This window comes from Collinsella sp. CLA-ER-H10, assembly GCF_040092475.1.
Classification (GTDB): Bacteria; Actinomycetota; Coriobacteriia; order Coriobacteriales; family Coriobacteriaceae; genus Collinsella.
Map to the genome: position 1 here is coordinate 1 of NZ_JBBNLM010000029.1, position 12,757 is coordinate 12,757.

Genomic DNA, 12,757 nt, shown 5'->3' on the forward strand with positions numbered 1-12,757 from the left:
CCAAGTTTCGGGGCGCAGTTCACGGGCACCTTTGTGGCGGTTTTCGTTTACGAGGGGTTTAGGGGCGGACCTGGCCGGTGCCGCGGAGCTTGTATTTGTAGGTGGTGAGGGCCTCGGCGGCAAAGGGGCCACGGGCGTGGAGCTTTTGGGTCGAGATGCCGATCTCGGCGCCCAGGCCAAACTCGCCGCCGTCTGTGAAGCGCGTGCTGGCGTTGGCGTACACGGCCGAGGCATCGACCGCATCCAGGAAGCGCTCGCAAGCATCCGTGTCCTCGGCAACGATGGCCTCGGAGTGCATCGTGCCGTAGCGGTTGATGTGTGCGATGGCCTCGTCCTCGCTCGCCACGACCTTCACGCTCATCTCGAGCGCCAGATACTCGCGACCCCAGTCCTCCTCAGTCGCGGCAACGTAGTCATCACCCTCGGCAAGCCCGGCATCGGCGCATGCGGCGCAGGTTGCCTCGTCGCCGTGAATGAGCACGCCGTGGTCATGCAGCACGGTCACGACCGCGGGCAAAAACGCATCGGCCACAGCACGGTCGACCAGCAGCGACTCGGCGGCATTGCACACGCCTACGCGCTGGGTCTTGGCATTGACGATAATGTTGAGCGCCTTATCAAAGTCGGCGGATTCATGCACGTAGATGTGGCAGTTGCCCGTGCCCGTCTCGATCACCGGCACAAGCGACTCGCGCACGCAGCGCTGGATCAGGCCTGCACCTCCGCGCGGAATGAGTACGTCGACAATACCGCGGAGCTTCATGAGCTCGCCGGTGGCCTCGCGGTCGGTGGACTCGATCATCGAGACGGCCTCGCGCGGGAAGCCCTTGGCCTCGAGCGCATCGGCCAGCAGCTCGGCGATCATGGCACACGAGTGATAGGCCAGCGAGCCGCCGCGCAGAATGCAGGCGTTGCCGGTGCGGATGCAGATGCCCGCGGCGTCGGCCGTCACATTGGGGCGCGCCTCGTAGACCATGGCAACCAGACCCAACGGCACGCTCACGCGGGTCAGGTCCACACCGCTCGCAAGCACGCGGTGGTCGAGCACGCGGCCGACGGGATCGGGCAGCTCGGCGAGCTTCTCCAAACCGGCGGCCATGCCCTCGACGCGCTCAGGCGTCAGCAGCAGGCGATCGAGGAGCCCCGCCGAGGTACCCGCATCGCGCGCGGCGGACATATCGAGCTCGTTAGCGGCAACGATGGAGTCGACACCGTTGCGCAGTGCTGCGGCCATGGCGCGCACGGCCTCCTGACGCTGCTCATCGCTCGCCGTGGCAAGCGAGGCCGACGCTGCCTTGGCGGCAACGGCAAGATCGTGGACATACGTGGCTATATCGACCGACATGGGCGGCCCTTTCTCCTAGAAGTTTGCAACCATGGTAGCCGATTTGCGCATGGCCTCGCCCGCGGCGGTAGAATTGGTCAACCCGAAACACCGCAACGAACGGAAGACTCACATGACCCTCATCACTTCGTACCACGTCCCCGGCCTTTACGTCGAGGACCACAGCATCGACGTCCCCCTTGACTGGCGCGGCCTGGAGCCGATGCTCCTGGCCGTCGGCAGTACCATGCGCCGCGGCGCTATGCCGGCACCCATCGCCGGCGCGCCCGAGAGCATCAAGCTCTTCTACCGCGTGGTTTGCGCGCCCGACCGCATCAACGACGATCTGCCGCTGCTCCTGTTTTTGCAGGGCGGCCCCGGCGGCGAGAGCCCACGTCCGCTGTCGCCCACAAGCGACGGCTGGATCGAGGAGGCCGTCAAGCACTTCCGCGTGGTCCTTCCCGACCAGCGCGGCACCGGACGCAGTAGCTGTGTAGACGGGCGCACGATTGCCGCACTGGGCGAGCGCGCGACGGCGGCCGGCTCCGATGCCGCACGCTCGCAGGCTGACTTCCTCAAGCGCCACCTCTCCAGCTCCATCGTGCGCGATTTTGAGTACCTGCGCCTGGTGGGCTTTGGCGGCAAGCCCTGGGTCACACTCGGGCAGAGCTACGGCGGCTTTTTGACGTTGAGCTATCTGTCGCTCTTCCCTGAAGGCGTGGCGGCAAGCTTTACCTGCGGCGGCATCCCCCACGTGCCGGCGAGCGCCAGCGAGGTCTACGAGCACACCTTCCCGCGCATGGCCGCCAAGACGCAGCAGTATTACGACCGCTACCCCGCCGACGTCGAGCGCGTGGCAGCCCTGGCCAATGCGCTCGAGGCACAGAAGCCCGTGCTGCCCGACGGCTCGCCGATGACGGTCGAGCGCCTACAGCTCATGGGCAGCGACTTTGGCATGAAGCCGAGCTTTGAGCGTATGCATTGGATCATCGATCACGCTTTTGTTGACGGCGACGGCACGCTGACCTGCGGCGCCTCGGTATCTGACAACTTTTTGATGCGCGCCTTCGAGCGCACCAACACGCGCACGAATCCGCTGTACTGGACGCTGCAGGAGTTCATATACGCCGACGGCGACACTATGCCCATTGGTTGGGCCGCGGCCGAAGAGAAGGCACACCGCGCCGAGTTCGACACCCTCGCGCGCCCGCTCATGTTTACCGGCGAGGCCATGTTCCCGTGGATGTTCGAGCAGATGCCCGAGCTTAAGCCGTTTAAGCCCGCCATGGACCTGCTGATGGAAGACACCAGCTGGGACAAGATCTACGACCCGCAGCGCCTGGCCTGCAATGAGGTGCCGCTCCAGGCCGCGGTGTATTTCGACGACATGTACGTGGATTCGGGCCTGCAGCTCGATACGCTCAGCCGCGTGGGCAACTCGCATGCCTGGGTGACCAACGAGTTCGAGCACGACGGCCTACACGGCAGCGTGGTGTTCAAGCACCTCTTCGACGAAGCCCTCAACCGCGGAGACCTGCGCCGGATCTTCTAGCAAAGGAATGTCCCCGCCTGCCGGCACAAAAGGAACGTCCCCAAGTGCCGGCACGAAAAAGACAGCGCTGCGGGAAACGATCCGCAGCGCTGTCTTTCTTTATGCAAATACGATTAGGTTATCCCTGTGTATCGCCGGCTTCTCGGCCAGGTTAGCGAGCAGGCGGTTGCTGGCGATCTGGTCCTGGCGGCGGCCGGCTGCAAGCTCCAGCACGTCCGAATCGGCCTCGGCGATACCGCGGGCGACGACCATACCGCTCGGATCGCACACATCGAGCACATCGCCCTCGGCAAACTGGCCATCGACCTCGCGAATACCCACCGCAAGCAAGGAAGAGCCACGGCTGACCAGCGCCTTCGCGGCGCCGTCATCGACCGTTACCGAACCGTGCGCCTTGTCACCCAGCGCAATCCACAGCTTGCGGGGTGCGATGTCCAGACGCTCCGCCGGCGGATCGAACAGCGTGCCCACGCTCTCGCCGCGGGCGAGGCGCACGAGCGCATCGGGCTCCTCGCCCGAGCAAATCACGCTCTGAATACCCGCCGTCATGAGAATGCGGCTCGCGCGGATCTTGGTAATCATGCCGCCCGTACCCACCGATGTGGAAGAATCGCCCGCCGAGGCAATGATCTTGGCATCGATCTTATGCACGACCGGGACAAACTCGGCCGTCGGGTCCTCGTGCGGATTGGCGGTGTAGAGGCCGTCGATGTCGGACAGCGTCACGCACAGATCGGCAGAAACCAGGCAGCTCACAAGCGCCGCCAGTGTGTCGTTGTCGCCAAACTTGATCTCGTCGACGGTGACGGTATCGTTCTCGTTGACGACCGGCACCACGCCCAGCTCCACCAGGCGCAGCAGGGCGTCGCGCGCGTGCAGGTAGGACGTGCGGCGGGCCGTATCGTGGCGCGTGAGCAGCACGAGCGAGGTGAGCAGTTCGCGCGCATGGAACTCCTCGTCGTAGGCCGACGAGATGATGCACTGACCGGCCGAGGCGCAAGCCTGTAAGCTCGGAAGGTCGCCGACCGGCTTGCGGTCGAAGCCCAACACGGGATAGCCACAGGCGATAGCGCCCGAGCTCACCACGACCAGGCGCCAGCCAAGCTTGCGCAGCGCTGCGGCTTGATCGGCAAGTCCGCCGATAAAGGCGCGGTTGACCTTGCCATCGGCGCCCACCACCGTGGACGAACCGATCTTTACCACCATCGTTTTATAAGAAGTCGTCATACGTCAAACCAATCAACTGTTCAGCGAACGGCCAAGCTGGCGGCCAAGGGAGCGTGACTCGCCCCTACCGCCCAAGGAATCATTTTGCCCAGGGGAAAGCCGAGGCCGCGGCCATGTTCTTGCGCACGAGCTCGTCGCGCACCTGAGCCAGGCCCTGCTCCATGCCCACCACATAGGTCTGCGGGTACAGGAAGCGCTTGAAAGCTGCGTCCAGATGATCGAGCGCCCAAACACAGCGCTCGCGCGCGTCCTGGATGCTCTCACGCGGAGCCACTGCACTGCCATCGCGCACGATCGGCACCAGCAGCTCGCGATACTCAAGCTCCGACACGTCGGTCACCAGGGCGGCATCATTCACGGCCACGAGGGTATTGCCGCGCGCGGCGCCCTCCCCCACCAGATGGTCCTCGTCGTAGATCATGTCGCAGACCGGGCCGCCAAAGCCGTCGTAATAACGGCGCACGCGCTGCACGCCCGGGATCGTGCGCTTGTAGGGCTGCTCGGAGAGCTTGACCACCGGCGTCCACGGGTCGGCCTCGCTCGCACGGCGGGCGGAAAGCTTGTACACGCCGCCCAGCGCCGGCTGGTCGTAGCAGGTCGCGAGCTTGGTGCCCACGCCAAAGCTATCGATGGGCGCGCCCTGGTCGAGCAGCGACTGAATCGTGTACTCATCCAGATCGTTAGAAACCGAGATCCCCACATAGGGCAGGCCCTCGGCATCGAAACGACCGCGGACATACTTGGAGAGCTTGGCGAGGTCGCCCGAGTCAATGCGAATAGCCGACAGGCGCTCGCCCGCCGCCTCCATCTCCTTGGCAACCGTAATGGCATGCTCGCAGCCCTCGCGCACATCGTAGGTGTCGATGAGCAGCGTGCAGTTCTTGGGGCTCGACTTGGCAAAGGCGCGGAAGGCCTCGAGCTCGGAATCGAAGCTCATCACCCAGCTGTGCGCATGCGTGCCAAAGACGGGAATACCGTAGCGGCGGCCGGCGAGCACATTGGACGTAGAGGAGCAGCCGGCGACGTAGCTCGCGCGCGCAACGGCCAGGCCGCCATCGGGACCCTGGGCTCGGCGCAGGCCAAACTCGGCCACGGGACGGCCGTCCGCCGCCAGCACCACTCGCGCCGTCTTGGTGGCGACAAGTGTCTGGAACCCGACGATGTTGAGCAGCGCCGTCTCAAGCAGCTGGCACTCGAGCGCAGGACCGGTGACGCGCACCATGGGCTCGCGTGGAAAGACGAGCTCGCCCTCGGGGACGGCGTCGATATTTACATGCGCACGAAAATCGCGCAGGTAGTCGAGGAATGCGGACTTGAACATCGCGCCGCCGGCCGGGGCCTGGAGCGAGGCGAGGTAGTCGATATCCTCGGGCGTAAAGCGCAGATTCTCGACTAGCTCGGGCAGCTCGGCGGTGCCGCACATGACGGCATAGGCGCTGCCAAAGGGATGGTCGCGGTAAAACGCGGTAAAACAACCCTGCTCATTGGCCTTGCCGCTCTCCCACAGGCCCTGGGCCATAGTGAGTTCGTACAGATCGGTGAGCATTGCGATGTCGGTGGGATGAGAGATATCGGTCAAAGCCATGGGGCGACCTTTCGGATGTGTGGTGCAGAATTTGAGGGTTGGACGAGAGCAGAGCATGCGGACATGACGCCCGATGCAAATCGGTTAGAGCAGGCCCATGCTGGTCAGGATCGTGTAGCCCATAAAGATGACAAACGCGATGAGGGCAAGGACAATGATGATTTTTTGAGCCGGCGCCATGCCAGGGATCTCGTTCTCGCCCGTAGGTTCCTTGGAGGTAACCATGCGCTGGGCAAAGGTCATCTCGTCACGGCTCGGCTTGGGCTCGACGGACTTAAGACGAGCGGCCTTTTTAGGCTGAGGTTTGGGCGCGGCAGGTGCAGGCTTCGCAGCAGCGGGCTTGGGTGCGGGCGCGGGCTTGCGCTCGGATGCGGCGTTCAAGGCGACCTCCTCGGCCTTCGCACGCTCGGCGCGCAGGGCAGCCAGCTCCTCACGCTCGCGACGGGCCTCTTCCCGAGCCTCGCGGCGGGCCTTCTCAGCGCGGAGCTCTTCCAACTCAGCGCGCTCCTCGTCGGACAATGGTTGGGACTCAAGCTCGGCCATGGTATAGCCCTTTCTTTTAAAAAAAGCCGCCGACACAATGTCAGCGGCTTATCAAATCCAAGGGTGGAGACGAAGGGAGTCGAACCCTCGGCCTCTGCCATGCGACGGCAGCGCTCTCCCAACTGAGCTACGTCCCCAGGACAATTCGATATTTTACCTACGGCTCTCCAACTGTCAACGCCCAATAACCAGTCTTTTTGGGGCGCGGCTATTTTGGCAACTTTTCGAACAGGCGATCCTCTCGATGATTTTTTATCCCCGTCCCAGAAAAATCATCGACGAACGCGCTACTTTGCGCTGGCAAGAACACCGGTGGTGTCGAAGGCCGGGGTGAAGCTCTCGTCTACCGCGCCGCCCTCTTGCCAGAACATCGTCGTAAAGCCCAGGTCGTCGGCATGGTCGAGCACTCGCTCGTACTCCTCGCGCGTCACGGCGCGCGCCAGATCGCCACCCTGCTCGCGCATGAGGGCATTGGGCGTGTATTGGTTCATGACCGAGATCGGCACGTCGCCCACCGTCTGCCACACTAGGTCCAGTACGCGACACGAATCGTCCGCATGCCCCGGAAGCACCAGGTGGCGTACGATGATGCCGCGCTTCATGAGCCCGCCCTCATCCACCAACTCTCCCCCGCGGCGCTCGATCTCGCGCGCCATCTGGGCCAGACCCGACACGGCCACGCGCGGGTAGTCCTTAATATGGGAAAGCGACTGCGCAAGCCCGGCATCGGCATATTTAAAGTCGGTGAGCCACACATCGACCAAGTCGCCCAGCGCCGCCACGGCACTCGCACGCTCGTAACCACTCGTGTTGTAGACGATCGGGATGACCAGCCCGCGCATCCGTGCCGCGGCAATCGCGGCAGGCAACAGGTGCGCATAGTGCGTCGCCGTCACCAAATTGATGTTGTTGGCACCCTGGTCCTGCAGTTCCAGCATAATCTCGACCAGACGCTCAGACGAAATCTCAAGGCCAAAATTGCCGGTCGAGATCTCGTGGTTCTGGCAGTAGATACATTTAAGCGAGCAACCGCTAAAGAAGATCGTGCCCGAACCGGCCTCGCCCGAGATAGGCGGCTCCTCCCACATATGAAGCGCCGCGCGGGCCACCCTGAGCGTGTCGTTAGCACCGCATACGCCGCGCGCGCCCTCATCGCGCGCCACACCGCAACGGCGCGGACACAAATGGCAGGCGGGCGAAAAAAGTTCGGTCAACGACGTCGGCATAAAAACATGCTCCAAAACAACGATTCAGCAGCTCAAGCGCAAGAGGGCCAACCGCACAGACGGCTCGAGCCCAAGGCGCCGTAATCGTCCGACACGATTTTTGTAATGTCAAGACTGGAATCGATAAAGTGCCGCTTTATGATGTAGGTATTCCGCCCCCCGCGGAGCAACTGGGTGAACCGTCGCGTTTATTTAGGGAGCCCACACAGTCGTACCTAGTACAGGTATCCTTCGTTGTTAAGGACGCTGGAACAGTCGATGAGGGCACCCACCTGTTTTAGGTGGGTTCATTTTCGTAACGTGGGGGGTGGTTTTCTTTTGCCGAAAATCACCATACAGTCCATATGGATCCCCGCCGGCATCCCGACAAGCCATCGACAACATCCCAATATCTGGTAAGCGCGTGATTATCGCTGCGTGCAATTACATGCACCCCCCTTGGTCGAGTATTATGGTTCGGCTATGCCCTTTGCGCATGGCGTTCTTCTGACCTTTTCCTTCGACGCTTGGCGGTTTTTAGATTCATGGCTTCATACCCGAGCTACATACCGTACCTATGCGTGGCAGCGGCGGCTTTTATCACGACCTTCCTCGCGGTGCCCCTGGTCAAGCGCTTGGCAATTAAGCTCGATGCCGTCGACTATCCTTCTAAGCGCCGCATCAACACCAAGCCCATCCCGCGTTTGGGCGGAACGGCGGTGTTTTTGGGCCTGGTCGTTGCCTGCATTGTGCAAATCCTAGGCACCTGGTACCTAGGCTGGCCACCCGTCCTGGTACCGCACCCGCGCCTTCACATTAGCTATCCCATGCTGGCGCTCTCCTTTACCGTCATCTTTGCGACCGGCGCTATCGACGACGTCTTCCAGCTCACGCCCAAGCAAAAGCTGGCCGGACAGGTCCTCGCCGCGCTTATCGCCTGTATCGGCGGCCTAAAAATCGGCGTCATCGTCAACCCGTTTGCTCCCGGCGAGATCATGCTCGGATGGCTCGCCTACCCCATTACCGTGATCTATCTGGTGGCATTCACTAACATCATTAACCTCATCGACGGCCTCGACGGCTTGGCCACGGGCATCTGCGGCATCGCGTCGTTCACCATGTTTTCGATGGCCGTTCTCTCGGGCCGCATCGACGCCGCCGCGCTCTCCATTGCGCTCTTTGGCGCCTGTCTGGCCTTTTTGCGCTACAACTTCAACCCCGCAAGCATCTTCTTGGGCGACTCGGGGTCGCTGCTTCTGGGCTTTGCGCTGGGCTCCATCTCGCTGCTCAACGTGAGCCGCACCGCCGCACTCACCTCGCTTATCATTCCGCTCATCGTTGCCGGCGTGCCCATCATCGACACGTTCAGCGCCATCGTGCGCCGCAAGCGCGCCCACATTAGCATCGGACAGGCCGACAAGGGCCACATCCACCACCGCCTGATCCAAGAAGGCTACAACCAAAAACAGGCCGTGCTGCTCATCTATGCCTGGTGCATCATGCTTTCGGCCGGCGCCGCCGCCATCAATCAGGTCGAGGTGCCCATGCGCGTGCTCATTTTTACCGTGCTCGCCATTGGCTCGGCTGCCTTCGCCAAGCATCTACATCTGTTTGAGCCCGTGCTGCGCCACCATTACAACAAGCGCACGCACGAGGACGAGCTCGTTACCCCCGACGACCCCGCCTTTAAGCAGGAGGAGCAGGCAGCCGAGGAGCGCAAAGAAGAGCGCCACCACAAGCTCTAGGGCAAGCTGCCGAGGATGTGCCCAGGCACCGTTGGCCAAGCGCGGCCGCGCCGCGCCCATCGCACAAGCCACCCCTCTCCCGCCCCTCGCCTACTTACGCCCCGCCCCTCCAATAAACGCGTTATCATCTTGACCCATGAACATACGTTAGGAGCAATCATGCCAAACGAGAACAGCTACGAAGTCGCGCTGCAAAAGAGCAACGCCATTCGCGAGGGCCTGGCCAATACGCCCGAGAAGTTCACCATGCTCACCGGTGATCGCCCCACCGGACGCTTGCACCTGGGCCACTACTTTGGCACCCTCAAGGGCCGTGTTGAACTGCAGAACATGGGCGCCAAGACCAACGTGCTCATCGCCGACTACCAGGTCATCACCGACCGCGACACCACCGAGCATATCCAGGACAACGTGTACAACATGGTCATGGACTACCTTGCCTGCGGTATCGACCCCGACAAGACCATGATCTACGCGCACTCCGCCGTGCCCGCCGCCAACCAGCTCATGCTGCCGTTCCTGTCGCTGGTGTCCGAGGCCGAGCTGGCGCGCAACCCCACGGTCAAGGCCGAGATGGAGGCCTCGGGCCACGAGCTCACCGGCCTTCTGCTCACCTACCCGGTGCACCAGGCCTGCGACATCCTGTTCTGCAAGGGCAATGTGGTGCCCGTCGGCCGCGACCAGCTGCCGCACATCGAGCTCACCCGCACCATCGCCCGCCGCTTTAACAACCGCTACGGCAAGGTGTTCCCCGAGGTCGACGCGCTGCTGTCCGAGACCCCGCTGCTGCCGGGCCTGGACGGTCGCAAGATGAGCAAGAGCTACGGCAACGCCATCAACATCTCGATGACCGCCGAGGAGACGGCCAAGCGCATCAAGAAGAGCCAGACCGACTCCGAGCGCATGATCACGTTCGATCCCGAGAACCGCCCCGGCGTGTCCGGCCTGCTTTCGACGGCTGCCATCTGCACCGGCCGATCCGAGGTCGAGATTGCCGAGGAGATTGGCATGGGCGGCTCCGGCCAGCTCAAGAAGTACGTGACCGAGGCCGTCAACGAGTACTTTGCGCCGATCCGCGAGCGTCGCCAGCGCTACGAGAACGATCTGGACTATGTGAAGGACGTGCTGCACGAGGGCAACCGTCGTGCCAACGAGATCGCCGAGCAGACCCTGGCCGAGGTTCGGGACGCCATGGGCATGGTGTACTAGACCGATCTGCTGGCTTGAGCTTTCGATTGTTATGGGGCGGGCGCTACGGCGTCCGCCTTTTTTGGAGCCCGACCAGCTCGGCTCCGTCCATTGCACTCCCCCGATAAACGGGAACGGGCCCGCCGGCAGTCAGTTGCCAGCGGGCCCGTTCCCGAAGTACACCGTTGAATCGCACAGAGGGGAGGAATGCGAATCAAACTCAACAGGGCAGGCTTTTTCATCGCCTATTGCCTACTCCGTTGCTGAATACAATATAGTTCACCGTGGTTTACTTTCTGACGGCAAAGTGCGCCGCCACACCTTCTCCATAAGTTAGCCCCGGTAAACCTGCAACGGAAAACCACCGCAAAGGGGACAGGCACCTTTGTGGTGGTTTTGGCCACGGCAGAGCTGTTAGAGTCCGGCAGGCCAGCGACAGGCGGCCAAGTCGACGTGCATGTCGTCCTTAAACGCCACACCTTCCCCTAGCAAAAGCTCACGTTGAGCATCGGGACCGCCAAAAGCGAAGCCCTCGCATATGTGCCCGTCGGCAAACACCACGCGATGACAGGGAATTTGGCCGGGGCGCGGGTTGCTGTGCAGCGCATAGCCCACATAGCGCGCGCTCCGCGGACGACCGGCAAGCAGCGCCACCTGACCGTAGGTGGCAACCATCCCCTCGGGAATCTGCTCGACCACCTCATACACCCGCTCAAAAAAGCCCTCAGACGCCATCGCATGCTCCTTTCAACCGAAACAAGCATAAACCACCAAAAAGGTGCCTGTCCCCTTTGTGGTGGTTTTGACCGGAAAGCTATTTGGCGGGGCGGAAGAAAGCTACGGCTACGGCGCCGGGGCCCACGTGGGTGCCGATGGTGGCGCCAATGGTGTGGATGGGCAGCTCGTTCTCGGTGTGTCCAGCCCACAGTGCCGCGCTGTCCTCGATATACTTCTTGAGCACGGCGTCCGAAAGGCCCGTATAGCCCAGCGCCAGCGGCATGGAAAAGTCGACGCCGCCCGCTTTTTCGACCTTCTGGTTGAGCAGGTTACGGCCGTTCTTGGAACCGCGCGCCTTGCCCAGCTGCACGATCAGGCCGTCCTCGGCGGCCACCACGGGCTTAACGTTGAGCAGCGTGCCCACAGCGCCCGCAGCAGCAGACAGGCGACCGCCACGCACCAAGTACTCCAGCGTCTCGAGCAGACCGATAACCACCACACGGTCGCGCACGGCCTCGACGGCCGCCGCGATCTGGGCCGCGCTACGGCCCTCGTCCACCAAGCGCAGCGCATACTCGACCAGCACGCGCTCGCCCAGGGTGACGTTGTTGCTATCTACCACGAACACGTCGCCGCCCGGCGCCTCGGCAAGTGCGGTACGGGCACTCTGATTGGTGCCCGAAAGCTTGGCGCCAACGGTAATAATCACTGCCTCGTCGCCGGCCTCACGCGCCTCGGCAATCGCCTGCGAAAACGCGTACGGGTTGACCTGGCCGGTCTTGGGCAGTTCATCGCGCTCCACGAGCATCTCGTAAAAGCGCTGGTGATCGATGTCGACGCCATCCATGTACACATCGGTGCCAAAGGTGACGGACAGCGGCAGAACACGCAGAGCGGGGTGCTCAGCCGGCGACATATCGCTCGCGGAATCGGTAATAATACGAATGGACATAGCGAATCCTTTCTTGCGCGGACCTCGCGCGGGGAATTTTGACAGCAATGCCCCGGCACGGTATACGCGCTCAAACGGGACTATGCAGTTGTTAATTGGAAGCAAATGCCTTGGCGGCCTTAGATCTCGCGCAGGGTGTTGAGAATCGTGCGTAGCGACGCATACATCTGCTCGCGCTGCTCCACACCCATAGCCTTACCGGTGGTATCGAGCACCTCGCGAATGATGCGGTCCGCCTCGCTCATACTCTCGCCGCCCAGAGCGGTCAGGCGCACCGGAGCACGATACTTAACGGCGGCATCGCCCGAATCATCGACCTCGACGTAGCCGCCCTCCTCCAGATGCGCGAGCGTGCGCGAGACGGCGGCGCGGGTCACGCCTGCCATGCGAGCGAGGTCGGCGCCAGTCAGGCCGTCCTTGCTGCGCTCAAGATAGTACAGGCACATAACGTCGGAGCCCTTGAGGCCCAGCCTTGCGCCCTCGGATGTCTTAATGCGCTGGATCTCCTTGTAGAGCCCGCTGATCAGTCCGACAAAGTCCTCGAAACGTGTCTCGTCGTTCTGCTGCATGGGAGACGACCGCCTTTCGCTTGCATAATGCTAACGGGTAAACATCTTAACCGTACCTATCGGCCGCCAGCCCTGCGCACCCTATTTGTTAACCCATCAACATAAAAACCACCACAAAGGGGACAGTGAACTGCGCCCCGAAACTTGGAC

General features: G+C 62.5%; 11 protein-coding genes and 1 tRNA gene. 3 read left to right on the plus strand and 9 right to left on the minus strand.

What is annotated here, in order from left to right:
* Positions 1-58: 58 nt before the first annotated feature.
* Positions 59-1,345 (minus strand): glutamate-5-semialdehyde dehydrogenase, encoded by a 1,287-nt coding sequence (locus tag AAAX36_RS09020; RefSeq protein WP_260699416.1) that lies wholly within the window; start codon positions 1,343-1,345, stop codon positions 59-61.
* A 112-nt stretch (positions 1,346-1,457) separates the two neighbouring features.
* Between AAAX36_RS09020 and AAAX36_RS09025 the strand changes: the two genes are divergently transcribed.
* Positions 1,458-2,876 carry an alpha/beta fold hydrolase gene (locus tag AAAX36_RS09025; RefSeq protein WP_349075167.1) on the plus strand — a complete coding sequence of 473 codons (1,419 nt, stop codon included), beginning with the start codon at positions 1,458-1,460 and terminating at the stop codon, positions 2,874-2,876.
* 99 nt (positions 2,877-2,975) lie between these two features.
* On the opposite strand, the gene proB is transcribed toward AAAX36_RS09025, so the two are convergent.
* The 5 genes from proB to AAAX36_RS09050 all read right to left on the minus strand — a co-directional run bounded on the left by proB (position 2,976) and on the right by AAAX36_RS09050 (position 7,457).
* Entirely contained in the window at positions 2,976-4,103 is a 1,128-nt protein-coding gene (proB, locus tag AAAX36_RS09030) for a glutamate 5-kinase (RefSeq protein ID WP_349075169.1), read from the minus strand.
* Between the two features lie 79 nt (positions 4,104-4,182).
* Positions 4,183-5,688 carry a nicotinate phosphoribosyltransferase gene (locus tag AAAX36_RS09035; protein ID WP_260699419.1) on the minus strand — a complete coding sequence of 502 codons (1,506 nt, stop codon included), beginning with the start codon at positions 5,686-5,688 and terminating at the stop codon, positions 4,183-4,185.
* An 84-nt stretch (positions 5,689-5,772) separates the two neighbouring features.
* Complete coding sequence (locus tag AAAX36_RS09040; RefSeq protein WP_349075171.1) at positions 5,773-6,231, minus strand: hypothetical protein; 459 nt, start codon at positions 6,229-6,231, stop codon at positions 5,773-5,775.
* Between the two features lie 64 nt (positions 6,232-6,295).
* Positions 6,296-6,368 (minus strand) — tRNA-Ala (locus tag AAAX36_RS09045).
* Positions 6,369-6,518: 150 nt separating this feature from the next.
* Positions 6,519-7,457 carry a radical SAM protein gene (locus AAAX36_RS09050; protein WP_349075173.1) on the minus strand — a complete coding sequence of 313 codons (939 nt, stop codon included), beginning with the start codon at positions 7,455-7,457 and terminating at the stop codon, positions 6,519-6,521.
* Positions 7,458-7,981: 524 nt separating this feature from the next.
* Here AAAX36_RS09050 and AAAX36_RS09055 point away from each other — a divergent pair.
* Both AAAX36_RS09055 and trpS read left to right on the plus strand, forming a co-directional pair.
* Positions 7,982-9,181, plus strand: a complete 1,200-nt coding sequence (locus AAAX36_RS09055; RefSeq protein ID WP_349075175.1) for an MraY family glycosyltransferase — start codon at positions 7,982-7,984, stop codon at positions 9,179-9,181.
* A gap of 159 nt (positions 9,182-9,340) precedes the next feature.
* The gene (gene trpS / locus AAAX36_RS09060; RefSeq protein ID WP_349075178.1) at positions 9,341-10,390 is read left to right on the plus strand and encodes a tryptophan--tRNA ligase; all 1,050 of its coding nucleotides are present in this window, start codon (positions 9,341-9,343) and stop codon (positions 10,388-10,390) included.
* 393 nt (positions 10,391-10,783) lie between these two features.
* On the opposite strand, the gene AAAX36_RS09065 is transcribed toward trpS, so the two are convergent.
* From AAAX36_RS09065 to AAAX36_RS09075, 3 genes are all read right to left on the minus strand, one after another.
* On the minus strand, positions 10,784-11,104 hold the full coding sequence (locus AAAX36_RS09065; protein WP_040359378.1) for an MGMT family protein: 321 nt from the start codon (positions 11,102-11,104) through the stop codon (positions 10,784-10,786).
* A gap of 79 nt (positions 11,105-11,183) precedes the next feature.
* Positions 11,184-12,038: a DegV family protein gene (locus AAAX36_RS09070; protein ID WP_349075180.1), complete on the minus strand. Its 855-nt coding sequence runs from the start codon at positions 12,036-12,038 to the stop codon at positions 11,184-11,186.
* Between the two features lie 119 nt (positions 12,039-12,157).
* Positions 12,158-12,607, minus strand: coding sequence for a MarR family transcriptional regulator (locus AAAX36_RS09075; RefSeq protein WP_022093866.1), 450 nt, complete (start codon positions 12,605-12,607; stop codon positions 12,158-12,160).
* Positions 12,608-12,757: the final 150 nt, after the last annotated feature.

Excerpts from the sequence above, each read along its gene's own strand:
- trpS (WP_349075178.1), top strand. The coding sequence starts at position 9,341 with ATGCCAAACGAGAACAGCTACGAAGTCGCGCTGCAAAAGAGCAACGCC.
- AAAX36_RS09040 (WP_349075171.1), bottom strand. The coding sequence starts at position 6,231 with ATGGCCGAGCTTGAGTCCCAACCATTGTCCGACGAGGAGCGCGCTGAG.
- AAAX36_RS09075 (WP_022093866.1), bottom strand. The coding sequence starts at position 12,607 with ATGCAGCAGAACGACGAGACACGTTTCGAGGACTTTGTCGGACTGATC.
- AAAX36_RS09065 (WP_040359378.1), bottom strand. The coding sequence starts at position 11,104 with ATGGCGTCTGAGGGCTTTTTTGAGCGGGTGTATGAGGTGGTCGAGCAG.
- proB (WP_349075169.1), bottom strand. The coding sequence starts at position 4,103 with ATGACGACTTCTTATAAAACGATGGTGGTAAAGATCGGTTCGTCCACG.
- AAAX36_RS09050 (WP_349075173.1), bottom strand. The coding sequence starts at position 7,457 with ATGCCGACGTCGTTGACCGAACTTTTTTCGCCCGCCTGCCATTTGTGT.
- AAAX36_RS09025 (WP_349075167.1), top strand. The coding sequence starts at position 1,458 with ATGACCCTCATCACTTCGTACCACGTCCCCGGCCTTTACGTCGAGGAC.
- AAAX36_RS09070 (WP_349075180.1), bottom strand. The coding sequence starts at position 12,038 with ATGTCCATTCGTATTATTACCGATTCCGCGAGCGATATGTCGCCGGCT.
- AAAX36_RS09020 (WP_260699416.1), bottom strand. The coding sequence starts at position 1,345 with ATGTCGGTCGATATAGCCACGTATGTCCACGATCTTGCCGTTGCCGCC.
- AAAX36_RS09055 (WP_349075175.1), top strand. The coding sequence starts at position 7,982 with ATGGCTTCATACCCGAGCTACATACCGTACCTATGCGTGGCAGCGGCG.
- AAAX36_RS09035 (WP_260699419.1), bottom strand. The coding sequence starts at position 5,688 with ATGGCTTTGACCGATATCTCTCATCCCACCGACATCGCAATGCTCACC.